We start from the raw sequence: 24,473 nt of genomic DNA, 5'->3' as shown, positions 1-24,473 counted from the left end.
ACAAACCATGAAAAAACTGCGGGAGAGACAGGTCTCTCTGCGGATAGCGCTGACCATGTGTGCTGCGGCAGGCGCGATAACGGCAGTCATCTGCCTGATTTCCACCGGCTGGAACACCAACGAGGTCGGGAAAAAGCTGCGTGAGATCGACCGGTTGGTGTCGGACAAGTACGTTGGTGAACTGGACGCGGACAATGTTGCGGATTATGCTGCGGCAGGCTACATTACCGGTCTGGGAGACAAGTGGTCGTCGTATATTCCGGCGGAAAACTACGAAGCCTACCGCATGAGCGGTGAGGGCAAGGGCTGCGGCATCGGCGTTTCGGTGACGAGCACCGAGACGAGTATTCGCGTTACGCTCGTGTACGATGATTCGCCTGCGGCGAAGGCCGGCATCGAAAAGGGCGATTACATTCTCGGTACGGGAGATCTGACGACCGAAAAGGACGGTTCGAGTGCGGTTATCAGTGCGATTTCCGGCAAAGAGGGGACCAATGTGACCGTCACGGTCAAGAAGGCAGACGGCTCCGCCAAGGAGCTGACCATGCAGCGTGCCGTTGTCACGCAGAAGATGGCATGGGGCAAAATGCTGAATGATAAAATCGGCTACATCCGCATCGAGAATTTCCATGACGGCTGTGCCGATCAGTTCAAGACGGCGCTGCAGTCGCTGACCGACAGCGGCGCACAGTCGCTTGTCATTGACGTGCGCCACAACGGCGGCGGTCGTGTCAAGGAGATGAGCGCGGCACTCGATCCGCTGCTCGACGAGGGCACCATTATGACGCTGCGCATGAAAAACGGCTCGGAGACCGTTTACACCTCGGATGCAGACCGTATTGACCTGCCAATCGCGGTGCTCATTGACGACCAGAGCATTTCGGCGGCAGAATTTTTCGCGGCGGCTCTGCAGGAGTACGACCGCGCAACACTCGTCGGCACGCACACCACCGGCAAGGGACGCGCTCAGCGCACCTACCAGATGAGCGACGGCTCGGCGGTCAATCTGTCTGTCGAAGAATACTTTACGCCCAAGGGCAAAAGCCTTGCAGATGTCGGCATTGCGCCGGATATTGAGGTGAAGCTGACCGATGAGCAGACGCAGAACTTTTTCTTCCTGACGCCGGAAACCGATCCGCAGCTTCAAAAAGCGATGGAAACTGTGGGATAATCGAGCGCTCCGGCAGAAAATCGGACAGAAAATGGTCGAATCGCTTGACATGGCATTGGTGCTTAATTTATAATATAGTGTACTGTACGGCTCGAAAGCCGATGACACTGAGTAAGAAGGGTTTGCAAACATGGCAAAAGAAATTAAACTGACACAGGAAAGTCTGGACGCATATAAGGACGAACTGGAATATCTGAAAACTACCCGTGCGGATGAGGTTGCAGAGCAGCTGAAGGAAGCACGCTCCTTCGGCGACCTGTCCGAGAACGCCGAGTATGATGAAGCCAAGAACGAGCAGGGCAAGCTGTATTCCCGCATTGCCGAGCTTGAGGAGATCATCAAGCACGCAGTCGTTGTAACCGGCGACAGCTACGCTGCAGACGAGGTTTCTCCCGGCTGCCGCTTTATTGTTAAGGATCTTGAGGAGGACGAGGAAGAGGAGTACCACTTCGTCGGCTCTCAGGAGGCCGATCCGATGGACGGTAAGATCTCCGATGAGTCTCCGTTCGGCAAGGCTATGCTGGGCAAGAAGGTCGGCGATGTTGTTGAGGTCGAGGCACCGATCGGCATCGTAAAGTACGAGATCATCAAGATCGAGAAGTAATTCGATTCGTCCTAACGGACGTTAAATGTAAATCTATATGAAAGATGGGGAAGATATGGCAGAACAGCATCAGGCGCAGGATCAGCACGAGCAGACCGCGGAGGAACTGCACGAGCTGAAGCGCATTCGCCGCGAAAAGCTGGCAGAGCTGCAGGCTGCGGGCAAGGACCCGTTCCAGCAGGTGCGCTTTGAGCGCGATCACTATACCACCGATATTCACGAGCATTTTGACGAGCTGGAAGGCAAGACCGTCCGTCTGGCAGGCCGCATGATGTCCAAGCGCATCATGGGCAAGGCTTCCTTCTCGGATATGCGCGATCGCTACGGCCGTCTGCAGCTTTACATCAAGCGCGACAACGTAGGCGAGGACGTATACAAGGGCTACAAGAAGTTCGATATCGGCGATATCATCGGTATCGAGGGCGAGGTATTCCGTACCCAGAAGGGTGAGATTTCGGTTTCCGTAACCGAGCTGACGCTGCTTTCCAAAAACCTTGCACCGCTGCCGGAGAAGTGGCACGGTCTGAAGGATACCGATATGCGTTACCGTCAGCGCTATGTTGACCTGATCGTCAACCCGGAGGTACGCGATACCTTTGAGAAGCGCTCCGCTATCGTGCGCGAGATCCGCAACTTTATGGATTCCCGCGGCTTTATGGAGGTTGAGACCCCGTGTCTGAACACCATTCCGGGCGGTGCTGCGGCTCGTCCGTTCATCACCCATCACAACGCGCTGGATATTGATATGTATCTGCGTATTGCGACCGAGCTGCACCTCAAGCGCCTGATCGTAGGCGGTCTGGAGCGCGTATACGAGATCGGCCGTATTTTCCGCAACGAGGGCATGGACACCAAGCACAATCCGGAGTTCACCACCATCGAGCTGTATCAGGCTTACACCGATTACCACGGCATGATGGATATTACCGAGGACATGGTAATCCATGTCTGCGAAAAGGTTCTGGGCGGCACCAAGGTGATGTACCAGGGCACCGAGATCGACTTCACCAAGGGCTGGAAGCGCATGACCATGGCTGAGGCTGTCAAGGAGTATGCCGGCATCGACTTTATGGCACTCACTCCGGAGGAGGCGCTCGAAGCCGTTAAGGCGAAGGGCCTCGAAATCGAAAAGGGCAAGGAGAGCTGGGGCGACCTGATGAGCCTGTGCTACGACGAGTACGTTGAGGAGAACCTCATGCAGCCGACCTTCATCACCGATTACCCGGTTGAGATTTCTCCGCTGGCAAAGCGCAAGCCGTCCGACCCGCGTCTGACCGAGCGCTTCGAGTGCTTTGTTTACGGCCGCGAGCTGTGCAATGCATTCTCCGAGCTGAACGACCCGATCGACCAGAAGGAGCGCTTCGAGCGTCAGGTTGCTCTGCGCGCCGCAGGCGACGAGGAAGCCGGCATGATGGACGAGGATTTCATCAACGCGCTGGAATACGGTATGCCTCCCACGGGCGGCATGGGCATGGGCATCGACCGTCTGGTTATGTTCCTGACCGATGCTGCATCCATTCGCGACGTTCTGCTGTTCCCGACAATGAAGCCGCTGGACTGATTGCGGGTGCACAAGGCAGAATAACCGTGTGTGCGCGAGATTCTGCAGATAGCTTACACCAAATTACCACAGGCTTGCAGCAAAGGAAGCCTTGGAAATGTACAGATTGAATTTGGGCAATCGACCCGTCGAGAAATCGGCGGGTCTTTTTTTGCCCATCGGAGGTGCGGCGGTGTGTTCTTTTCGCAGCCTTGCAGCTGCACAGCGTTTCGCGCCGGTATCTCATCTCAACTTGTTTTACAGGAATATTCGCCGCAAAAGCGCTCCGAATACGGCGTATAGTCTGTGTTTTCGCCTGTTTTGGCAGAAAAAAGGCGAAATTCCTTGAAATACCGTCCGTGAAGTGCTATGCTATTCTTATATAATGCCGTTTTGCGGCGAGAAATGAGGAAAAAGAAGGGCAGTCTGTCGGGGAGAGGCGGCTGTCACGGGTAAGGAGAATTGGTTGATGAAAACAAAAAAGCGGAAGCGCGGACTGTCCTTCCTGCTCGCGGTACTGGTAACAGCGGCATGTCTGCTGACCGGCTGCGGCACACAAAAGAGCGAAGCGCAGGAGGACGCGGAGACCATTCAAGTCTATCTGTGGAACACCACACTGTATGAAAATTACGCACCTTATATCCAGTCGCAGCTGCCGGATGTGAATATTGAGTTCATTGTCGGCAATAACGATCTGGATTTTTACAAATTTCTGAACGAGAACGGCGGTCTGCCGGACATCATTACCTGCTGCCGCTTCTCGCTGCATGATGCCGCGCCGCTGAAGGACAGTCTGATGAACCTCGCCACGACCAACGAGGCGGGCGCGGTCTACAACACCTACCTCAACAGCTTCAAAAACGAGGACGGCAGCGTAAACTGGCTGCCGGTCTGCGCGGACGCGCACGGCTTTGTGGTCAACCGCAGTCTGTTCGGGAAATACGGTATTCCGCTGCCCACCGATTACGACAGCTTTGTTTCCGCCTGCAAGGCGTTTGCAAAGCACGGTATCCGCGGCTTTGATGCGGACTATACCTACGATTACACCTGCATGGAAACCCTTCAGGGACTTTCGGTTTCCGAGCTTTCCTCGGCGGAAGGCCGCAAATGGCGCGCCGCGTACAGCGACCCGGCCAATACCGAGAAAGTCGGTCTGGACGACGCCGTCTGGCCGACCGCATTCAAGAACCTCGAGAACTTCATCCGCGATACCGGCCTGAACGCCGCTGACCTGACGCTGACCTACGACGACATCATGGACCGGATGCGCAGCGGCGAGCTTGCCATGTTCTTCAGCAGCTCTGCTAACGTTAAAATCCTGCAGGATGAGGGCATCGATACGACTTTCCTGCCGTTCTTCGGTCAGGACGGGCAGCAGTGGCTGATGACTACCCCGTATTTTCAGGTTGCTCTGAACCGCGAGCTGGAACAGGACAGCGCACGCCGCAACAAGGCGATACAGGTGCTCCATGTCATGCTCTCCGAGGAAGCACAGAACCGCATCATCTATGACGGACAGGACATTCTGAGCTACAGCCAGAACGTCAGCCTTCGCCTGACCGATTATCTGGAGGACGTGCGCCCGGTGGTCGAGCAGAACCATATGTACATCCGCATCGCCTCCAACGATTTCTTCTCGGTCTCCAAGGATGTGGTCTCGCGCATGATAGCGGGCGAATACACAGCAGAGCAGGCGTATCAGGCGTTCAACGCGCAGCTGCTTGCGGATGAGCCTGCCGCGGATACGGCTGTGCTGACCTTGGACAAGGGCTATTCAAACGTTTTCCATGCGGACAGCGGCAATGCCTCCTTCTCCGTAATGGCGAACACGCTGCGCGGCGTGTATGACACCGATGTGCTCATTGCTGCGGCGAACAGCTTTACCGGCAGCGTGCTGGCGGCAGACTACACCGAGAATATGGCTGCCTCTATGATCATGCCGAACGATCTGCGCGCGTATCGGCGCACGATGAACGGTGCGGAGCTGACCGAGACCGTCCGCGCCTTTGTCGAGGGCTGCGAGGGCGGCTTTACGCCGTTCAACCGCGGCTCTCTGCCGGTGGTCAGCGGCATCGCCATCGAGGTCAAGGAGGAAAACGGCGGCTTTACGCTGACCGGGATCACGCGGGACGGCAAACCGCTCCGCGAGGACGAGACCGTAACCGTAACCTGTCTGGCGACGGCGGGCAGCATGGCGCCGCTGTTTGCGGACGAGAGCCGTGCCTTCGAGGGCGGCGACACGAGAGTTCGGGACACCTGGAGCGCGTATGTCTCCGAGGGGAATGCCGTACTGGCGGAGCCGGAAAACTATATTACATTGAGGTAAACGGAAATGGCAGATAAAACACGCGGAAGCAAAATAAAATACCGCTTCCTGAAAAAATGGCGCCGCCCGGCCGCCGCACTGTTGGCTCTGGCGGTGCTGCTCGGCGGCATCTGCTATCGGTATTTCTTGTTTATGTCGCAGACGGTCTATCGGGAGAGCACTTCGCATCTGTCGGAGATCCTGCGTAAATCCGACAATATGCTGAACCATCTGGTCAGCCGAAACCAGATGATTCTGCATCTGTGGGGCGGTTTGCTGGAAAACGCCTCGAGCGAAGAACAGATCCGTTCCAGTCTGAACGAGATGCAGAAGGAGACCGGCTGCGCCGCCCTCTACTTCCTCGCCTCGGACGGCAGCTGCATGACGCAGGACGGCGAAAAGAGCAGCCTTGGCTCGCAGACCGATCTGGACACGCAGCTTTTCGCCGGAGAGGACGTCGTTGTGAATGCGGTGCTGCCCGGAAAGCCGCAGATGCTCGTGTTTGCCTGCCCGGAGATGAGCGGCACCTACCGCGGCTTCGCCTATGATGCGATCGCCATCGCCTACTATAATGGTACGGTGCTGAACGCGATCGACAACTCCGCCTTCGAGGGCACGAGCCACAACTATGTTGTCTACCCGGACGGGCGCGTTGTGCTCGACAGCGAGGCTGACGGTGAGAACGGCAGCGAGGAATCGGTCTATAATTTCCTCGCGGAGCTGCGCAGCAGCTCCAATCTGTCCGATAAAGCGTTCGATGCGCTGAGTGACGATTTCGCGCAGGGCAGGAACGGCAGTCTGATGCTGACGCTGCATGGAACCCGGTACTATCTGGTCTACGAGAACACAGGCATCCAGGACTGGATCATGCTCAGCATTGTCCCGGTCAGCGTTGTTAACGCCGGCATGGATACGCTGTGGCGCCGGACGGTCGAGATCGTGGTCGTTATCGCGTGCCTGCTTATGGTGCTGCTTATCGCGCTCATCGTGCACAGGAGCCGTGACGCGCTGCGTCGGAGAGATACCGAGATTCTGTACCGGGATGAGCTGTTCACCCGGCTCTCACGCAACGTGGACGATGTTTTCTTCATGCTGGATGCCGAAACCTCCCGCACGGACTATGTCAGCCCGAACATCGAGCGGCTGCTGGGCGTGCCGCTCGAGCAGGTGCAGCAGGACATCCGTGCACTGCGGGCGCTGCACCCGAAGGACTCTCCCGACCACGATAAGAACTTCCTCGCGGGGATTCAGTGCGGCGAGCAGAGCGAATGGGATGCCGATTATGCCCATCAGCAGACCGGTGAGCGCCGCTGGTTCCACATCGTCGCCATGGGCAGCGAGGTCGCAGGCCGGACCAAGTACATCCTCGTGATGTCCGACCGCACGGCTGACCGGAAGATCAATCAGGCGCTTTCCGAGGCGGTCGCGGCCGCCGAAGCCGCCAGCCGCGCCAAGAGCACCTTCCTGTCCAATATGTCGCACGATATTCGCACACCGATGAATGCGATCATCGGCTTTACCACCCTTGCGGTCAGCAATATCGACAATCAGGAACGGGTGAAGGACTATCTGACCAAAACCCTCTCCTCGAGCCGCCACCTGCTCGCGCTCATCAACGATATTCTGGACATGAGCCGCATCGAGAGCGGCAAGCTTCATCTGGAGGAAACCGAGGTCAACCTCGCCGAGATGCTGCACGATATCAAGACCATCGTCAGCGGACAGATATACGCCAAGCAGCTCGAGCTTTATATGGATGTGCTTGACGTTGCCGACGAGGACGTTTACTGTGACCGGACGCGCATGGGGCAGATCCTGCTCAACCTGCTGTCCAACGCCATCAAGTTCACGCCGGCGGGCGGCACGGTTTCCGTGCGCGTCCGGCAGTTTGCCGGAACTGTGCGCGACTGTGCACAGTACGAGTTCCGCGTCCGCGACAACGGCATCGGCATGAGTCCGGAGTTCGCGCAGAAGATCTTTGAGCCGTTTGAACGCGAGCGTACCTCCACGGTCAGCCGGATACAGGGAACCGGCCTCGGCATGGCCATCACCCGGAATATCGTCGAGATGATGGGCGGCACGATCAAGGTGCAGACCGAGAAGAACCGAGGTACCGAGTTTATCATCTGCCTGCCGCTGCGCGTGCAGACCGGCAGCCGCCGCGAGGAAAAGATTGCGGAGCTTGCCGGCCTCAAGGCGCTGGTGGTGGACGACGATTTCAACACCTGCGACAGCGTGGCAAAGCTGCTGACCCGTGTGGGAATGCGTGCGGAGTGGACGCTCTCCGGCCGGGAGGCCGTGCTGCGTGCGCGGCAGTCCATCGAGTTGGGTGACCCCTGCCGCGCCTATATCATCGACTGGCGGCTGCCGGACATGAACGGCATCGAGGTCACGCGCCAGATTCGCAGCCTGAATGATGACACCCCCATCATCATCCTGACCGCCTACGACTGGTCGGACATCGAAGCGGAGGCGAAGGCGGCAGGCGTGACGGCCTTCTGCTCCAAGCCGATGTTCTTGTCCGACCTGCGCGACACCCTGCTGACAGCCATCGGGCACATGCAGACGGCGGAGGAGCAGGACATCCTGCCCGGGAAAAACGCCGACTTCCGCGGACGGCATATCCTGTTGGTTGAGGATAACGAGCTGAACCGTGAGATCGCAATGACAATCCTGCACGAGTACGGTTTTCTGGTCGATATCGCCGAGAACGGCGCGGTCGCGGTGGAAGAGGTCCGCACCGCGGACCCGGGCCGCTATGATCTGGTGCTGATGGATGTGCAGATGCCGGTCATGGACGGCTACACCGCCACCCAGCGCATTCGTGCGCTGAAGGACTCGGCGCGCGCCGCAGTCCCGATCGTTGCCATGACGGCCAACGTGTTTGAGGAGGAGCGAAAGCAGGCGTTCGACTGCGGCATGAACGGCTTTTTGTCCAAGCCGATCGTGGTTGAGGAGCTGATCGACGCGCTGAAGGGCATTATGCACTGACCGCGCCATGCGGATATATCAAAACCCGGAGTACCGGCCGAAAACGGCTGACGGTACTTCGGGTTTTTCGGATATGCAGAGGAAAATAAATGCCGCTGCGCCGCAATCTTCGCTTTCTTTTTGGGTCGGGAAATAGTATAATTATGGCATGGGAAAAGGAATGAATACATTTTACCGAAGGAGGGGCAGAACATGAAAAAGCGATCAAGAATTGCTCTGCTGACCGCACTTCTCACCATAGTGTTCGCGGCAGGCATTAGCGTTTACAGCAACTACATCGGAATGCAGATTTATCAGGAAAGCTCGAATCATCTGCTCGAAAGCTATGCGCAAATCTCTAAGACCTTCACGCTGTTCGTGCAGCGAAACTGGACCGTGCTGAGCCAGTGGGACAGTCTGATGAAGAATGAGAAGGAGGATGCGGATGTTGACAGCATCTGGTCGGATGCGCAGAGCAACAAGCTGTCGTGGCATTACAGCGACTTCTATCTGTTCAACGAGAGCACGCAGTATCTAACAGCAGATGGGCGAAAGGGCAGCGCCGACAGCATCGACGGCGTTTTTCAGGAGATGTACAGCAAGGGCGAGCCAATCGTCTCCACCTATACGGCAACCTACGGCGTGCCCAAGATCGCGTTTGCGATGCCGATGAGCCGCAATCTGACGCTGGACGGCGTGACCTACACCGGTATCGCGGTCAGCTATGACACGGATATGGTCGATGATCTGGTTGACGGCAGCATGTACGGCGGACAGAGCGACTGCTATGTGGTGCGCTCGAACGGCGACATCGTGCTGAAGCTTGAGCCGCAGACCGAGCTGTGCGCGGGAATGACCAACCTGTACGACCTGTCCAACCACGCTGACTGGAAATATGGCAGCATGGACGATATCAAGGACTGCATTCAGCTTGGCAAGAGCGGAAGCGCGCAGTTCACCTGCGATGGGACGAGAAACTATCTGGTCGCGATGCCGACCGCGTTTCCGGACTGGTCACTCGTTGGCATCATCCAGGCGGATGAGGTGGACGGTGCACTGTATGACGTGCAGAATTCCTCGCTCATCCTGCTCGGCGCACTCTGTTTTTTCACCGTCATCATCGTGGTGCTGGCGCTGGGGATGGAGAGCCGGCTGCGCCTTAAGAACGAGGAAATGGAGCGGCTGAACCTCGAGCGCGAAAAGATGAAAAGCGACCGTTTCCTGCAAAGCATGAGCCGCATCGTCGATCGCTATGCGGTCGTCAATCTGGATACCGGACGCTACCGCTATCATGAGCTGCGGTTCGATCAGCCGATCTATCCGACCTCCGGGCAGTATTCGGAAATGGTCGAAATTATCTCTAAACGCTATGCCGCGCTGACCGATACGGAAAACGCCAAGCTCTCGCGGCTGCTTACGCCGGACTATCTGCGCAGCGTGCTCCGCAAACCGGATGACAATCTCAAAATCGAGTATTGCAGCCGGACGGAGAACGCCTATATGGTGATGACCGTCCTCCCGGTCGAGTGGCACGCGGACGGCACGGTCTCCGTGATCATGCAGGTTGTGCAGGATATCGGGCAGAAGGTCGAGCTGGAAAACATGGCAAACACGGACAGCCTGACCGGCCTGTTCAACGAGCGCTATTTCAGCCGGGTCCTGAACATCTGTGAGGCGAAAAAGCTGCCGTTTGTGCTGTATTACCTCGATCTCGACCGTTTTAAGCCGATAAACGACACCTACGGTCACGCCATGGGAGACCGGCTGCTCAAGGAGATCAGCGCGCGGCTGCTGCGCTGCATCCGCAGCCGGGACTACGCCTTCCGCATCGGCGGCGATGAGTTCGCGCTTATCGTCAGCGCCGATATGGACGAGGAGCAGCGCAGCCGCATGGCCGAGCGCATCCAGACTATGCTCTCTGCGCCCATCGTTATCGAAGGAAAACTGCTTTCTGTCGGCGTCAGATGCGGCTGCGCCTGCTATCCGGAGGACGGTGACGCTTCGCAGGTGCGCATCACGGCGGACAGTCGCATGTACGCGGAAAAGCAGCACCATCACGAAGACGACCGGACGGAGGAACAGTCATGAAACACAAAACCCTGCGGTGCACCGCAGAGACAGCCGCCCTGCTGCTGACCGTGGCAATGCTGGCGTTCCTCATTGCCGGACTGCATCAGCACGAGCCGGACAGGGAGCTTTCCACCCTTGATACCGGCTGGTATCAGCTGACGGACGGCGTGCGGCACGAGGTTGCGCTCCCGGTCACGCTTCCGGCCGCGCCGGAACAGACGCTTACCTTATATAACGACACGCTGACCGACAGCGATGCCGGAAAGCTGCTGTCCGCGCGCGGCGTGGAATACGGCATCGAGATCCGTGCAGGCGAAACGCTGCTCTATCGCTACGAGGACAACGCTTTTCCGAAAAACACGCAGATGAAGGGTCGCCTGTGGGCGGATGCGGAGCTTCCGGACAACATCGGCGGACAGACACTCAGCCTGACCTTTACGCAGCTTTCCGACCGGACCGGCAGGTTTGACGCGCCTCTGCTCGGCTCGGTGCGGAGCATCACCGGTCACCATATCCAGACCTCGCTGTTTTCCCTGGTCATGATGCTCGCCATGGTCATCCTTGCCGTGCTGGCGCTGCTGATCTTCTGCTACATGAGCAGTCGCGGCATCCACGAGCGCCGCTTCCTCGATGTGGCGGTCTTTCTGCTGCTGTGCAGCCTGTGGTGCCTGACCGATTCCGCTCTGTATCAGATTTATGGACGGGACACTGCCGCCGGAAGCGTCGTTTCCTTTTACGCCTTTATGCTGATGTCTATCCCGATGGTGCATTTTGTCCGCAACACGGTAAGCGGCAGACAGCAGCTTGTTCCCGATATATGCATTGCGCTGTTCTGCGCCAACGTGCTCGCACAGGGCGCGGCGTACCGGCTTTTCGGCATCCGGTTTATTGATATGCTGCCGCTGACGCACCTGATTCTGGCGGCAGGTGTTGCAGCGATGCTGATCGTGCTGCTCCGGTCGTACCGCGAGCAGCCCTCGCAGCAGCTTCGGCTGCATATTGCGGCGTTTGCCGCACTGGGTGTGTTCGGCGTGGCCGCGCTCGTCCTGTACGGCCTGCTGCACATCTACTGGTACGATGCGATATTCCAGTTTGGCGTGCTGCTGTTCATCATCCTGATCTTCCGTGAACTGATCGGACAGGCGACCGAGGATATGTGCTTTCACATGGAGCACCGTATCAGCCATCAGATGCAGCGCGAGGACCGTATGACCGGTCTGCCGAATCGCCGTGCATTCGAGGAATACATGGAGCGCATCCGCACCGGCGAGGTCGGATGCCGCGACGCGGTGCTGACCTATATCCGGCTGGAGGGCCTGAACGAGCGCAATGACTGCTTCGGCCTTCAGGCAGGAGATGAGGCGGTCATCGCCGCCGCGCGATGCGTTGCAGACTTTTGCCGCGCGTGCGAGGACGGAGGCGAAAGCGTATCGTGCTTCCGCACCGGCGGAAACGAGTTCGCCCTTATCCGCCCCGAGCCAAGTGCAAATTCGGGGCAGCTGCACCGGCAGTTCAGCGCGATCGTTGCGCGGTACAACCGCACCTGTGTGCCGCGCGCCCGCATCACGATGACCTACGGCTTCAGCCGCCTGTGCGACGAGGACGGAAAATCACGCAGTATCAGCGCATGGAAGGCGGAGGCGGACGCCTATTTGAAGAGAAATGAAACCAGACTGGGAGGGGACACGGAATGACAACCAATCTACATTATCTGATCGCCGGGATGGCGGTGCTGCTGGTTGTTCTGTGGCAGTATTCTCATCAGCGGCAGATGGATGACCGGAACAGCCTCATGTTCCGCCGTCTGCTGACCGTCGTCAGTCTGGACGTTTTCACCGAGCTGGTGAGTACATGCTTCATTCTGTACGCTCCGTACAGTTTCGGCATCGGCCGCATGGTCTCGAACACCGTGTTCTATCTGTTTCAAGCGATTCTGCCGCTCATGCTGCTGTACTATGTCTGTACACTGTGCTCGAGCCGCGTGATCTCCACCGGAACCGTACTGCGCATGGGCATTCCGACTATCGCTCTGATCTTTATCATTCTGACCAACCCCTTCACCGAAAAGCTGTTCTATTTCGACAGCACCGGCTACTGCTACGGTCCGTGGTATCTGCTGCTGTACATCAGCGCCCTGCTGCACATCGCGGCGGTAGCGATTTTTGTCGCGGTGCACCGGGATGCGGTCAGCCGCCGCAATCTGACGGCGCTGCTTACGGTCTTTTTGCTCGCCGCCTTCGGCATCGCCGCGCAGGCCGTCAATCCCGCGGTGCTGACGACCGGCTTCGGCCTTTCGCTCAGCATCCTCGCAATGTATCTGACCATCAACAATCCCTGCGCGTGCATGGACAGCCTGACCGGACTGAATGACAAGCAGTATCTGCTGCGCCGCATGAACGAGTTGACCGACGCGCACAAGGCCTTTCACATTATCACGGTCTACGCCTACCAGCTTGACCACATGAACAAAGTCTCCGGCGTGCAGAGCGGCGACGAATTTCTGCGCCGCGCGGCAGAGCACATGCAGGAGATCGCGGGCAGGAACGTGTTCCGCGTGACAGGCAAGCGGTTTCTACTGCTGACGTTCTCGCTGCGCGAGTACGAAGCCTGCCTGACGAGTCTGCGGCAGGTGTTCCGCACGCAGCCGGATGACGAGCAGGCCGCTCCCTCGCCGGTCATCCTGTGCGGCGTGGTGGGCGCGGAAAAGCTGGGAACGGGCGGCCTTGTGCTGGATTATGCGGAATATCTCGAATCTCTCGCAGCACGCAGCGGCGGGACTGAGGTCATCCAGAACGACCGCAAGAACAGGGACAGCTTTTACTACAACAAGCAGGTCGAGCAGTTCCTGCACCGCGCGATCGACGAGGATCTGTTCGAGGTCTATTATCAGCCGGTCTATTCGCTGCATCAGCAGCGCTTTGTCACCCTTGAGGCGCTCAGCCGCCTGCGGCATCCCACACTCGGCTGGATTTCGCCGGATATTTTTATCCGCCTTGCGGAGAAGAATCACCTTATCAGTCAGATCACCGAGCTTCAGCTGCGGCGCGTCTGCCGTTTTCTACGCGAAAACCCGGCGCTCCGCGCGAGCATTGCGAACGTCAAGATCAATCTTTCGCCGCTCGATCTCATTCACAGCGATGGCGGAAGCCACCTGATCCGCATTCTGGACGAATACGGCCTGCCGTACTCCTGCTTCCAGTTTGAGATTACCGAGACGGTTGCGACCGAGTATTCCGCGAGCCTGACCCGGGTGGCGGAGAGCTTTCAGGCGGCCGGCATCGGCCTGTGCCTGGACGATTTCGGCTCGGGTTACGCCAACCTGAACACGGTCATGCAGCTGCCGTTCTCGGTCATCAAGCTCGACCGTTCGCTGCTGTTCCACATCTGCACGGACAAAAACGCCGCGATCTTCTACCAGAGCATCGTATCCGCCTTCTGCCGTCTCGGCTACCGCATCATTGCGGAGGGCGTAGAGACGCAGGAGGAGATGGAGCTGCTGCGGAGCTGGAACGTGGATATGATTCAGGGCTATTATTTCTCTCGTCCTCTGCCGCCGGGAGACCTGCTGCGGCTGCTGACCGAGGAAGACGTCGAACAGATGTGACCGGGTGCGGCGGACCGCCTCAAAAATCCGTGAAAAAAATTTTTTAGAAGCTGGAACCTTTTTAGACGTGCTTCGTCTAATAGAGAGAAAGAGAGCAGATACTGCTCTCTTAGAAAGAAGGCTTTTTACATGAAAAAAACACTGATGGTATTTGCATGCACGGCTCTGCTGGCTGCATCGCTTTCGGCCTGCGGCAGCAAGCCCGCCGAAAATACGGATACCGGTACAGCATCGTCTGCGGCGGCCTCGTCCTCGAGCAGCGAACAGCAGCAGGAAAATACGCTCACCGGCTCGCTCGATGAGAAGAAGAACGGCATGTTCGTTGTAACGGATGCTGAGGGTGCCGCCTATGAATTTACCTACGATCCCTCCAATACGCCGAAGGGTCTGGACGATGCCGCAGAGGGCGATTCGGTCACTGTGACTTATACGGGCACGGTATCCGAGGTCGATTCGTTTGACGGTACGGTCGTTTCGGTCGAGAAAGCTGAGGCAGCACAAAATTAAAGACGCGGCTTCTTGCGCAGGCTCCGGTCGCGCTGCCGCGGCTCCTTGCGCAGACTCCGTCGCGCTGCCGCTTGGAAAGAACGCAAAAAAAATCCCCTGCCGGGGACAGATTTTCTGTCTCCCCGGCAGGGGATTTCGCTTTTCAGGACTTCTGCTCTGCCTTGTCCAGATACATCAGATAATCCGCCTTGCGGATAGCCTCTGTGATCGGATGCACGCCGCAGATGCCGCCGATGCTGACCGAAAGCTGAACATCTGCAAACTCCGACATGCGGATGCCGCGCACGGCCTGCTGAATCTGCTTTTTCTTGTCGAGGAAGACCTCCTCGGTCATACGCGGAAACAGCAGCAGGAACTCGTCACCGCCGTAACGGATCAGAATATCGGTCTTGCGGATGCAGGAGCGCACCGCGTCCGCAATGTCGCGCAGCGCCGCGTCGCCTGCGGCGTGGCCGTAGCGATCGTTGATAAGCTTGAAGCTGTTCACGTCGATCAGCGCCACGCCCTCCATGCCCTCAAGGTGGGTGCGGTAGGTTTCAAAATAACGGCGCGAATAGACGTTGGTCAGCGGGTCGAGGAACAGCTGCATATCCTCGCCGCGCGTGCGGTCAAGCAGAAAACGTGAGCCGTTTGCGTCGATCCAGCGGCCCTCGTTGAGCCGCGAGACCAGCTCGAGCACGCAGGGCGTGCCGTTGATCGTAATATACTTGGAGATGACGAAATACATCTCATTTCGTGTAAATTCGAGCTTATTGAGCGTAGTATGCTCAGCATACGCCCGTGCAGAGATGCAGTTGGCGCAGCCCACGTCGGTATCCCAGAATGCGGCGCAGCGCTCACCCGTGCGGTGCAGAACGCCGTCCGCATCGAGATCGAGCACGGCGTATTTCGTCGGGTCAACCAGACGGACGACATCAAAGAACGCGCTCAGACGCTGTATATCATTGGTGATCGACGGCTCGTCCGTTGCGCTTTTGTCTGTGCAGCGGAAGGGCGCACAGCTGTCCTGCACTTTCTGCGTGTCGGTCAGACAGCCGATTACGCCGACATAGTGACCGGGGGAGAACGGCGACCAGAGCGTACGCATCCGGATGTTGTGCCAGTGCTGCTCGTGCCCGACCGGCAGGAGCAGGCTGAGCGAAAGCTCATTGTTCTCGGGCGTTGTGGCCTTGAGGGCGGCTCTTAGCCGCGCAATATCGGCCGGCCGCAGCAGTCGGAGACTGTCCGGTTCATGCACGTTCAGTATCGTGCGCTGCTGCTGCCGCGGACGGCTTTGGTCGGCTATTATGACGATATCGGCGGGAACGTCATACTCAAACTGCACATCGCCGCAGCAGGAGACAAAGAAATCCAGCTTTTCCTTGACATAATCCAGCTCGCGCTGGGCGCGGTCGCTGAGCGGTACATCGCTCTTTTGCAGCAGCTCGGCAGACAGGCGCTTTGCGTCGCGGTGGAGCACCTGATCGGCGGCGAGCGTCGGCAGTGCGCTTCGGAGGCGCATGCTGATCTCATGAAGGCAGTCGAGCAGCATCGGGTTGAACGCGCCGCACTCTCCGTTGAGGATCATGGTGATGGCGGTGTCGTGGCTGTACGCCTTTTTGTAGCAGCGGTCACTGGTCAGCGCGTCAAATACGTCCGCCAGTGCGACCACCTGCGCCGAGATCGGGATCTGTTCACCGAGCAGACCATCCGGATAGCCGCCGCCGTCCCAGCGCTCGTGGTGCCAGCGGCAGATCTCGATAGCGACCTTGACCAGCGGCTCGTCGCGGTATTGCGTCAACTCCTCGAGCATGGATGCGCCGACGGCGGGATGGGTGCGGATGATGTTGAATTCCTCGGGCGTCAGTGCGCCCGTCTTGTTCAGAATGCTCTCGGGGATGCTGATCTTGCCGATGTCGTGCAGGGCGGACGCGGTGGTGATGAGGCGGATCTTTTCCTCGGTCAGACCGTATACATCGGTCTTTTCGGTCAGCTTGCGCAGCAGCATTTCGGTCACGGTCTGCACCTGAAGCACATGCTGTGCGCTCTCACTGTTGCGGAACTCGACAATATGACTGAGGATGCCGATCATGACATGGCTGTTCTTCTCGTTCCGATAGATCTGGTCGGAGACCATGTCCATCAGCCGCTTCTGGTTGGCGTAGAGCGTGAGCGTGTTTTTGACGCGGCGCTGCACAATGAAGGAGTCGAACGGACGGCGGATATAGTCGGTAATGCCAAGGCTGTAACAGCGTTCGATAACCGCACGGTCCTCGGCGGCGGAGATCATGATGACTGGCAGCTCCTCGATCCAGCGGAACTGATTCATGCGCTCGAGCACGCCGAAGCCGTCAATTTTCGGCATATTGATATCCAGCAGCAGCAGGTCGATGTGCATATCCTGCTGGATCATGAGGAGGGCCTGCGCGCCGTCCTCTGCCTCTGCGTAGTCATATTCCTCACCGAGAATCGCCTTGAGCATTTCTCGGTTGAGTTCTGAGTCATCAACAATCAGAATTTTCTGTCGGTTCATAGTCGTTCGACCGCAGCCGGGTCGCTCTCCCTCCCTTTGTTTACCGGAATTTGACCGGTTACACAATTATATTATACTACCAATGCGATGCAGAATAAAGGAAAACTTCCGTCAGCGCCAACGGCGGAAATTTCTGTTGTGCAGGAGCGCGGCAGCATGTTATAATAAAAAATAAATTGTGCCGACCTGCGGCACAGACAACGAACAAGAGAGAGGACACCATCATCGGTATGAACAGACACAAACGGGTAAAATGCGCTCTGGCGCTTTTGACCATGCTGACGGCGGGTCTGCTGTCCGGCTGCGCCTCGGAGGCGGCATCCGACAGCACACTTCCGACGATTACCGTCGGCAGCGACACCTATCCGCCTTATGTTTATATGGATAATAACGGCGACATTACCGGTCTGGACGTGGATATTGCGGAGGAGGCATTCCGCCGCATGGGATACCGCGCGGAATTCACCACGATCGACTGGGAACAAAAGACCGAGCTGGTCGATAACGGAGAAATCGACTGCATATGGGGCTGCTTTTCCATGGACGGCCGCGAGAACGATTATCAGTGGGCGGGACCGTATCTGGTGAGCCGTCAGGTCATTGCCGTCGGCGCGCAGAGCGGCATCGAGCAAATGAGCGATCTTGCCGGAAAGACCATCGCGGTGCAGGCTACCGGCAAGCCGGAGGCGATCTTTCTGAGCGGAGGCGAAAACGTCCCGGCCTTCCGAAATGTCATCAGCCTCGCTGACCGCGGGGTGCAGTATGCCATGCTGGACTGCGGCTATGTGGACGCAGTAGCAGGACACGAGGAGGCTATCCGGCAGTATATGAAGGACTACGGCGCGAACTTCCGCATTCTGGATGAACCGCTGCTGACGACCGGCATCGGCGTGGCATTTTCCAGGCACGACACACGCGGTCTTGCGGCGCAGCTGACCGAGGTTGTCGCGCAGATGCGCGAGGACGGCAGCATGGAACAGCTGGTCGGAAAATATCTCGAGGTCCCCGCGCACAGTCTGGAGGTGGAGCAGCTTGAACAATAATTCCCGACGCATTGTCTTACGAAGGACGTTCTGGTGCCTGTGCTTCGCAGCGGGGCTTTTGTTCCTCAGCGCGGTATTCCTGCTGTCCCGGCACGCGGATATGCGGGACTGCGAGCAGCGCATGACCGAACTGATCGACTTTGTAAAGGAGCAGTCCTCCTCCTATGTGCAGTATAACGAGACTGCCGTGGCCAAGGCGCTCGTGCGCGGAACGACCGCCGTTCAGGAGCTGGAGGGCGTGACGCTTGACTGCGGCGAGGATGAGCTGCGGCAGTATGCGGAGCGGCTGGGGCTGACCGGCATTTCGGTGCTGGATGCGAACGGCAGGCTGGTCTGCGAGTACAGCACGGACGGCATCGGCTATACCCGCCTGCAAACCGATTTGGAAGCCGAGCGCGTGCTCGCTGTGATCGGTCATCCGCAGAGCACCTATGTTCGGCGCGTGCAGCTGACCGACGGCTCGTTTGCCGACGTTGCCGTGCGCAGCTGTTCGGACGACCGCGGCGCGGTGCTTGGCTGGCGGCACACCGGGGCGGCGTTCGCAAAGAAATCCGTGCTCTCCGTGCAGAATCTGCTCGACGGCTACGACGCCGAGACCACGGGAACCGTGCTCCTGTCGGACGGCAACCGCGTAACCGCGTCGGACGATCTATCCCTCATCGGTACGGATACCACGGAAAATGATCTGCTCCGCCGCATCCGCTCGAGCGGCCATGCCGATCGGCTAGTCTATGCCGGACGCAGGGGACTGACCCGATACTACGGCATGTACAGCCACGGGCGCAACTTCTACTACTATATATATGTCCCGGGCAGACTGCTCTACACGAAGACGCCGGTCAATTTGGCTGTGTCGTTCCTCGCCTGTGCGATCGTTCTGACGCTGCTTCTGTTTGTGCGCCGAGGCACGGAAAAGAGCTTTCTCCAGCAGCAGAAAACGCTCGAAAAGGAATATCAGACCTCGCTTGAGCAGAAAAACGCCGAGCTTGAACGCGCTATCCGTCAGGAAACGGCGGCAAACCGCGCCAAGCGCGAATTTCTGTTCAATATGTCGCACGACATCCGCACGCCGATGAACGCGATCATCGGCTTCACCTCGCTTGCGGCCACCCATATCGACAACCGCGAGCAGGTGCTCGACTACCTGAAAAAGACCGCAACGGCGAGCCAGCATCTGCTCTCGCTTATTAACGATGTGCTCGATATGAGCCGCATCGAGAGCGGCAAGGTCTCACTCGAGCTGCGCCCGGTGCAGCTGCCCGAGCTTGTGCACGACCTGCGCGATATCATCCAGCCGAGCATCACAGCCAAGCGCATCTCACTTTTCATCGACATGGTCGATGTGGAGGACGAGAATGTGGTTGCCGACCCTATGCGCCTCAATCAGATCATGCTCAATATCCTGTCCAATGCCATCAAGTTCACCCCGGTAGGCGGCATGATCACCCTGCGCATCGTTCAGAAGCAGACCGCGCCGCATGGCAGTGCGGACTATGAATTCCATATCCGTGACACCGGCATCGGCATGAGCTCGGCGTTTCAGGAGCATATCTTCGAGCAGTTTGCGCGCGAGGAGACCTCAACCGTGAGCAAAATTCAGGGAACCGGCCTCGGTATGGCGATCACGAAAAATCTGGTCGATATGATGGGCGGCAATATTTCGGTCGAGAGCGAGCCGGGGAAAGGCTCGAAATTTACAGTTTCCCTGCGCTTTCCTATCAGCGGAGAGCAGGCCGCGCCGCAGCGTATCCCCCAGCTTGAGGGTCTGCGTGCGCTTGTGGCGGATGATGACACCGACACCTGTCTGAATGTCAGCAAAATGCTGCGAATGATCGGCATGCGGTCGGACTGGACGACCTCGGGACATGAGGCTGTCGTCCGTACGCAGGACGCGATCGAGCAGGGCGACGGCTTCTATGTCTTCATTATCGACTGGATGATACCCGATCTGAACGGCCTTGAGGTCGTGCGCCGCATCCGCAAGCTGATCGGCAGCAACACCCCAATCATCATCCTGACCGCCTACGACTGGACGGATATCGAGGTTGAGGCAAAGGCCGCAGGCGTGACCGCGTTCTGCGCCAAGCCGCTGTTCATGTCCGAGCTGCGCCGCGTACTGGCTGAGCCGTTTCTTTCGGCAGAGCCTGCGGAGCAGACGGAGAAAAAGGCGGATTTCGCCGGAAAACGGCTGCTGGTCGTCGAGGATAACGCCCTCAACCGCGAAATCGCGGTGACGATGCTCGAGGAAGGCGGGTTCGAGGTGGACACGGCGGAAAACGGAAAGGTCGCGGTAGACAAGGTGCGCGAGAGTGCGCCCGGGCACTATGATCTGGTGCTGATGGATATTCAGATGCCGATCATGGACGGTTATGCGGCTGCGCGTGCCATCCGCGCTCTGCCGGATGCCGAAAAGGCGGGTCTGCCCATTGTCGCCATGACGGCGAACGCCTTTGACGAGGACAGGCAGAACGCAGAGAAGGCAGGCATGAACGGCCATCTTTCCAAGCCGTTCGATATGCAGCAGCTGCTCACGATGCTCCGGGAGAAGCTGTCGCCGTAACGCTTTCATTTTCATTGCGTTATTCGACAAGGAAGCTGCCGGATCAGATTGAATAGGAAACGCAGGAAGCGTCCGTTAGGGATGCCTTCCTGCGTTTTTCTTTGCACACTGCCGGTACGGCGGATTTTTTTACCTTTTTTTGCCCAGAAAAGGTTTACATTGCTTATTAATTGGCTTATGATAAAATCTGACAAAGGAGGTGGGTCTGTGCACAGAGTACGTCAATGGTGGGTGCATCTGTCCATTGTGAACAAGGCGATCGTGCTGAGCTGCGCATTCGTCATTCCCATTCTGCTGGTGGTGGGACTGTTAATGAACGATTTTTACGATTACCGCGAGAAAAGCAATGATATCCTGTCCGAATATGCACGCTGCACGGACTACATGAACGCCATGGAGCAGGAAAATGCGCTTCTGAGCGAGCTGACGTTTGCGGCGCCCGGGTCCGATACGATCGACAAATATGCGGACGCCGTGCAGGACACCGCCTGTGCGTGGGAGCGGCTGCGCAGCGCAGAGACCGACGGCAACACGCAGAGCGAGGTGCTCAAGCAGGTCATCGACCGCACGATGAAAAGCTATCGAGTCCGTCAGGAGACGTTCATCGCGCAGCTGCATGGCGGCACATTTGACGCGGTGAACTACGAAGCTCTGCGTACACAGGGCAGCTATCTGACGCAATACACCGACCAGCTGACGGCGGCCTTTCTGATGGAGGGACGCGAGGGTTATCTGGTCCTCGGTCAGCGGGGTACCGCGCAGAACATGGTATTTACCATCGTAGCCGCGATCGGCAGCGTGCTGTTTGCAGGCGCGATGCTGTACTACGCACGCAGCCTGCTGCTGCCGGTACAGCAGATGAGCCGCGGTGCACACCGCGTCGCGGATGGCGAATACGACATTGAGGACTTTAACTTTGCACGCTCGGACGAAATCGGTATGCTCGCCGACTCGTTCAACCACCTCAAGCACCAGATTGCGCGGACGATTCACGCACTGGAAAGCGAAGCACAGCTGGAAAAATCCCTGCGTCAGCAGGAGAGCGAGGCAGCACGCCTGCGGCAGCTGATCGAGCAGAGTCGCTTTGCGCAGCTGCAGAGCCAGATCAACCCGCATTTTCTGTTCAACACGCTGCAGAGCGTGGCCAACATGGCCGGAATCGAGCAGGCGACCGTCACCGGCGACATGGTGGTGCGGCTGGCGAACTTCTTCCGCTACACGCTTGACCATGACGACAGCGTGGTAACACTCGACCGCGAGCTTGCGTTGCTGCGCGACTACATTTCCCTGCAGGAGCTGCGGTTCGGTGAACGCATTTCGTTCGAGATGGACTGCGACAGCCGCTGTGCGGCCTGTGAACTGCCGAAATTCACACTGCAGCCGATTGTGGAAAACTCTATCGTACACGGCATGCGCAGCCGCAGTGCGGGCGGCCGCATCCGCATTGTCACTGAGAGCACACCGAATGGCTGCCGCATCCAGATTACGGACAACGGCGGCGGCTTCTCGCGCAGCAAAATGAAACAGAACACCGCCGAGGGACACCGGTCCATCGGCCTGCAGAATATCGCGGGACGCATTGCGCTGTCCGGCGGCAGCTTCCGCATTGTCAGCTGTCCCGGATTGGGCACGACAGCCCGCATCATACTGCCCATGAAAGGGGAAGAGCATATATGTTAAAGGTACTGATCGCGGAGGACGAACCGCTGAGTCTGCAGAATCTGAGCGGACAGATGCGCGATTTGCTTGGCGCGGATGCACTCATCGAGGGAGTTGCGAACGGACGGGAGGCGGTTGAACGCGCCCGTCAAATTCAGCCGCAGCTGGTGCTGATGGATATTGAAATGCCGGTGATGAACGGCCTTGATGCGGCAGCCATCATCCACAAAGCCATGCCGGAAACCCACATTGTATTCCTGACTGCCTTCGACCGCTTCGATTACGCCGTAGGCGCCATGCGGGCCGGCGGAACGGATTATCTGGTCAAGCCGTTTGACAGCGCACAGATTACCGCCTGCCTGCGCAAGCTGAATCTGCTGCCGGAAAGCCGTCCGGCGGTATGCGGGGACAAGCCGGGAAATACGTTCTGCACCCAGTTTTCCGTGTGGCTGGAGCATCATTACATGCAGGATGTGTCGCTTGATCAGGCGGCAGAGGCGATGGGCATGAGTTCGTTCTACTTCTCACGCTTTTTTCGCACCTCGTATAACCAGACCTTCCTTGAATACTTGACCGCCTACCGTATCGACCGTGCGGTTGAGCTGCTGCAGCAGACTGATATTCCGGTACGGGAAATCGCTGTTCGGGTCGGCTATACGGATGCAAACTACTTCACGAAGGTGTTCAAGCGGCATTTGGGCGTAACGCCTACCGAGTACCGCAATCATAACGCAAACTGAACGAGCCGCGCGGCAGAATTTACGGAATTTATACGGAAAATTTACTATATCTTCCAAAATGTTTATGCAAATGTCATAAAATAGAATGTGAAAATTTTCAGTACGCTGTGATTTTACCTGTCTACCGCAAGTATTTACGATGTTGCCGAAACTGGTCACCCTATATAATAGGAGATGGAAAGATGAATAAACGCTTTCGGTGTGTGATCGCTGGATGGCTGCTGCTCATGCTCTGTGCATGTACCGGCGGCACGGACGAGCCGCATATCCGCTATTACCGCCTTGCCAGCGGGCAGAGCGAAAACTACCTCGCCAATCAGGCGTGTCAGCGCTTCTGCGACATGGTGCGCAGGGAAACGGACGGCGCGATACAAATTCTGCCGAGCTTTGATAACGAGCTTGGTACCGATGCATCCGCACTTGAGCAGTGCGTGTACGGCGGCATTGATTTTGTACGCACGCCAATCTCGTCTGCCGCAGCGTATGCACCGAAGCTTGCGGCGCTGCAGCTGCCGTACGAGTACACCTCGGACAAGCACCTGTTCCGGGTGCTGGACGGCGCAGTCGGTCAGCAGGTAATGGCCTCGCTAGAGGACAAGGGCCTTACCGGTTTAAGCTATTTTTATGCCGGTTACCGGTGCTTTTTCACGACAGGAAAGGCGATCACCTCACTCGATGACATGAAGGACCTGCGGCTCGGCACCGAGGATTCCTCGCAGATGAAGCAGGTCATTCCGATGTGGGGCGCCGAGGCGGTGACGCTGCCGCCGGATGAGATCGCGCTCGCGCTCCGCACTGACCGGATTGACGGCGCCGAGAGCACACTGCCTACCTATGTGGACAGTGGCTACTATCAGCTTGCACCGTACTGGACGTACGACCGACATTCCTACAACGCGGATGTGCTGGTCGCGTCCTCGGAAACGTGGGAAACGTTCTCACAGGAGGAGCAGACCATCATTGAGCGATGCGCCGCTGAGGCGGCTTCGTGGCAGCGCGACCACTGGCAGAGCGCAGAGGTTCGAGCAATGCTGCACGCATCCCGCAGCGGCTGCTACATGGCGCTGCTCGATGAGGAGCAGGCCGAAAAGTTCCGTGCAGCGGTGCAGCCGATTTACGAACACCTTTCCGATGCGCAGAAGGAGGTCGTGCAGACCGTACAGGCACTGGCCGACAGCGATTAGCGAG

At 57.9% G+C, this 24,473-nt stretch carries 16 protein-coding genes; 15 read left to right on the top strand and 1 reads right to left on the bottom strand.

Translation table 11 applies throughout. The annotated features are described in order from the left end of the window. Window positions 1–7 precede the first annotated feature (7 nt). The 10 genes from PGY33_RS00660 (at window position 8) to PGY33_RS00615 (ending at window position 14,771) form a co-directional block, all read left to right on the top strand. Window positions 8–1,171: a S41 family peptidase gene (locus tag PGY33_RS00660; protein WP_270476920.1), complete on the top strand. Its 1,164-nt coding sequence runs from the start codon at window positions 8–10 to the stop codon at window positions 1,169–1,171. A 130-nt stretch (window positions 1,172–1,301) separates the two neighbouring features. Continuing rightward, on the top strand, window positions 1,302–1,775 hold the full coding sequence (greA, locus tag PGY33_RS00655; protein ID WP_117489347.1) for a transcription elongation factor GreA: 474 nt from the start codon (window positions 1,302–1,304) through the stop codon (window positions 1,773–1,775). A gap of 55 nt (window positions 1,776–1,830) precedes the next feature. Next, the gene (gene lysS / locus PGY33_RS00650) at window positions 1,831–3,336 is read left to right on the top strand and encodes a lysine--tRNA ligase (protein ID WP_118753399.1); all 1,506 of its coding nucleotides are present in this window, start codon (window positions 1,831–1,833) and stop codon (window positions 3,334–3,336) included. Window positions 3,337–3,433: 97 nt separating this feature from the next. Then, window positions 3,434–3,664 carry a hypothetical protein gene (locus PGY33_RS00645; protein ID WP_270476918.1) on the top strand — a complete coding sequence of 77 codons (231 nt, stop codon included), beginning with the start codon at window positions 3,434–3,436 and terminating at the stop codon, window positions 3,662–3,664. Window positions 3,665–3,784: 120 nt separating this feature from the next. Next, window positions 3,785–5,641 (top strand): ABC transporter substrate-binding protein, encoded by a 1,857-nt coding sequence (locus PGY33_RS00640; RefSeq protein ID WP_270476916.1) that lies wholly within the window; start codon window positions 3,785–3,787, stop codon window positions 5,639–5,641. 6 nt (window positions 5,642–5,647) lie between these two features. Then, on the top strand, window positions 5,648–8,611 hold the full coding sequence (locus PGY33_RS00635; protein ID WP_270476914.1) for a hybrid sensor histidine kinase/response regulator: 2,964 nt from the start codon (window positions 5,648–5,650) through the stop codon (window positions 8,609–8,611). A gap of 192 nt (window positions 8,612–8,803) precedes the next feature. Next, window positions 8,804–10,678, top strand: a complete 1,875-nt coding sequence (locus PGY33_RS00630; RefSeq protein ID WP_118480345.1) for a sensor domain-containing diguanylate cyclase — start codon at window positions 8,804–8,806, stop codon at window positions 10,676–10,678. Next, the gene (locus PGY33_RS00625) at window positions 10,675–12,354 is read left to right on the top strand and encodes a sensor domain-containing diguanylate cyclase (protein WP_118480347.1); all 1,680 of its coding nucleotides are present in this window, start codon (window positions 10,675–10,677) and stop codon (window positions 12,352–12,354) included. The genes PGY33_RS00630 and PGY33_RS00625 overlap by 4 nt, the downstream gene beginning before the upstream one ends. Continuing rightward, a complete protein-coding gene (locus PGY33_RS00620) occupies window positions 12,351–14,264 on the top strand; it encodes an EAL domain-containing protein (protein ID WP_118480349.1) in 1,914 nt (637 codons plus the stop codon). The genes PGY33_RS00625 and PGY33_RS00620 overlap by 4 nt, the downstream gene beginning before the upstream one ends. Before the next feature lie 129 nt (window positions 14,265–14,393). After that, complete coding sequence (locus tag PGY33_RS00615) at window positions 14,394–14,771, top strand: hypothetical protein (RefSeq protein WP_118480351.1); 378 nt, start codon at window positions 14,394–14,396, stop codon at window positions 14,769–14,771. Between the two features lie 142 nt (window positions 14,772–14,913). On the opposite strand, the gene PGY33_RS00610 is transcribed toward PGY33_RS00615, so the two are convergent. Further along, on the bottom strand, window positions 14,914–17,283 hold the full coding sequence (locus tag PGY33_RS00610; protein ID WP_118480353.1) for an HD domain-containing phosphohydrolase: 2,370 nt from the start codon (window positions 17,281–17,283) through the stop codon (window positions 14,914–14,916). Window positions 17,284–17,513: 230 nt separating this feature from the next. Between PGY33_RS00610 and PGY33_RS00605 the strand changes: the two genes are divergently transcribed. From PGY33_RS00605 to dctP, 5 genes are all read left to right on the top strand, one after another. Then, window positions 17,514–18,326, top strand: a complete 813-nt coding sequence (locus tag PGY33_RS00605) for a substrate-binding periplasmic protein (protein WP_117489432.1) — start codon at window positions 17,514–17,516, stop codon at window positions 18,324–18,326. Further along, on the top strand, window positions 18,316–20,886 hold the full coding sequence (locus PGY33_RS00600; RefSeq protein WP_270476910.1) for a hybrid sensor histidine kinase/response regulator: 2,571 nt from the start codon (window positions 18,316–18,318) through the stop codon (window positions 20,884–20,886). Before PGY33_RS00605 ends, PGY33_RS00600 begins: the two co-directional genes overlap by 11 nt. A gap of 207 nt (window positions 20,887–21,093) precedes the next feature. Beyond that, on the top strand, window positions 21,094–22,566 hold the full coding sequence (locus PGY33_RS00595) for a sensor histidine kinase (RefSeq protein WP_158578136.1): 1,473 nt from the start codon (window positions 21,094–21,096) through the stop codon (window positions 22,564–22,566). Beyond that, window positions 22,560–23,285: a response regulator transcription factor gene (locus tag PGY33_RS00590; protein WP_118480357.1), complete on the top strand. Its 726-nt coding sequence runs from the start codon at window positions 22,560–22,562 to the stop codon at window positions 23,283–23,285. The genes PGY33_RS00595 and PGY33_RS00590 overlap by 7 nt, the downstream gene beginning before the upstream one ends. Window positions 23,286–23,467: 182 nt before the next feature. Beyond that, window positions 23,468–24,469 (top strand): TRAP transporter substrate-binding protein DctP, encoded by a 1,002-nt coding sequence (gene dctP, locus PGY33_RS00585; protein ID WP_270476908.1) that lies wholly within the window; start codon window positions 23,468–23,470, stop codon window positions 24,467–24,469. The last annotated feature ends 4 nt before the right edge of the window (window positions 24,470–24,473 follow it).

It is taken from the genome of Butyricicoccus sp. AF18-9LB (assembly GCF_027684505.1).
Classification (GTDB): domain Bacteria; phylum Bacillota; class Clostridia; order Oscillospirales; family Butyricicoccaceae; genus Agathobaculum; species Agathobaculum butyriciproducens.
This window is presented reverse-complemented; position numbering and strand designations above follow the sequence as displayed.

Bases quoted from the DNA above. Each gene is read 5' to 3' on its own strand.
- PGY33_RS00610 (WP_118480353.1), bottom strand. From the start codon at position 17,283: ATGAACCGACAGAAAATTCTGATTGTTGATGACTCAGAACTCAACCGA.
- PGY33_RS00645 (WP_270476918.1), top strand. From the start codon at position 3,434: ATGTACAGATTGAATTTGGGCAATCGACCCGTCGAGAAATCGGCGGGT.
- PGY33_RS00640 (WP_270476916.1), top strand. From the start codon at position 3,785: ATGAAAACAAAAAAGCGGAAGCGCGGACTGTCCTTCCTGCTCGCGGTA.
- PGY33_RS00660 (WP_270476920.1), top strand. From the start codon at position 8: ATGAAAAAACTGCGGGAGAGACAGGTCTCTCTGCGGATAGCGCTGACC.
- lysS (WP_118753399.1), top strand. From the start codon at position 1,831: ATGGCAGAACAGCATCAGGCGCAGGATCAGCACGAGCAGACCGCGGAG.
- PGY33_RS00625 (WP_118480347.1), top strand. From the start codon at position 10,675: ATGAAACACAAAACCCTGCGGTGCACCGCAGAGACAGCCGCCCTGCTG.
- PGY33_RS00605 (WP_117489432.1), top strand. From the start codon at position 17,514: ATGAACAGACACAAACGGGTAAAATGCGCTCTGGCGCTTTTGACCATG.
- PGY33_RS00620 (WP_118480349.1), top strand. From the start codon at position 12,351: ATGACAACCAATCTACATTATCTGATCGCCGGGATGGCGGTGCTGCTG.
- greA (WP_117489347.1), top strand. From the start codon at position 1,302: ATGGCAAAAGAAATTAAACTGACACAGGAAAGTCTGGACGCATATAAG.
- PGY33_RS00630 (WP_118480345.1), top strand. From the start codon at position 8,804: ATGAAAAAGCGATCAAGAATTGCTCTGCTGACCGCACTTCTCACCATA.
- dctP (WP_270476908.1), top strand. From the start codon at position 23,468: ATGAATAAACGCTTTCGGTGTGTGATCGCTGGATGGCTGCTGCTCATG.
- PGY33_RS00590 (WP_118480357.1), top strand. From the start codon at position 22,560: ATGTTAAAGGTACTGATCGCGGAGGACGAACCGCTGAGTCTGCAGAAT.
- PGY33_RS00635 (WP_270476914.1), top strand. From the start codon at position 5,648: ATGGCAGATAAAACACGCGGAAGCAAAATAAAATACCGCTTCCTGAAA.
- PGY33_RS00615 (WP_118480351.1), top strand. From the start codon at position 14,394: ATGAAAAAAACACTGATGGTATTTGCATGCACGGCTCTGCTGGCTGCA.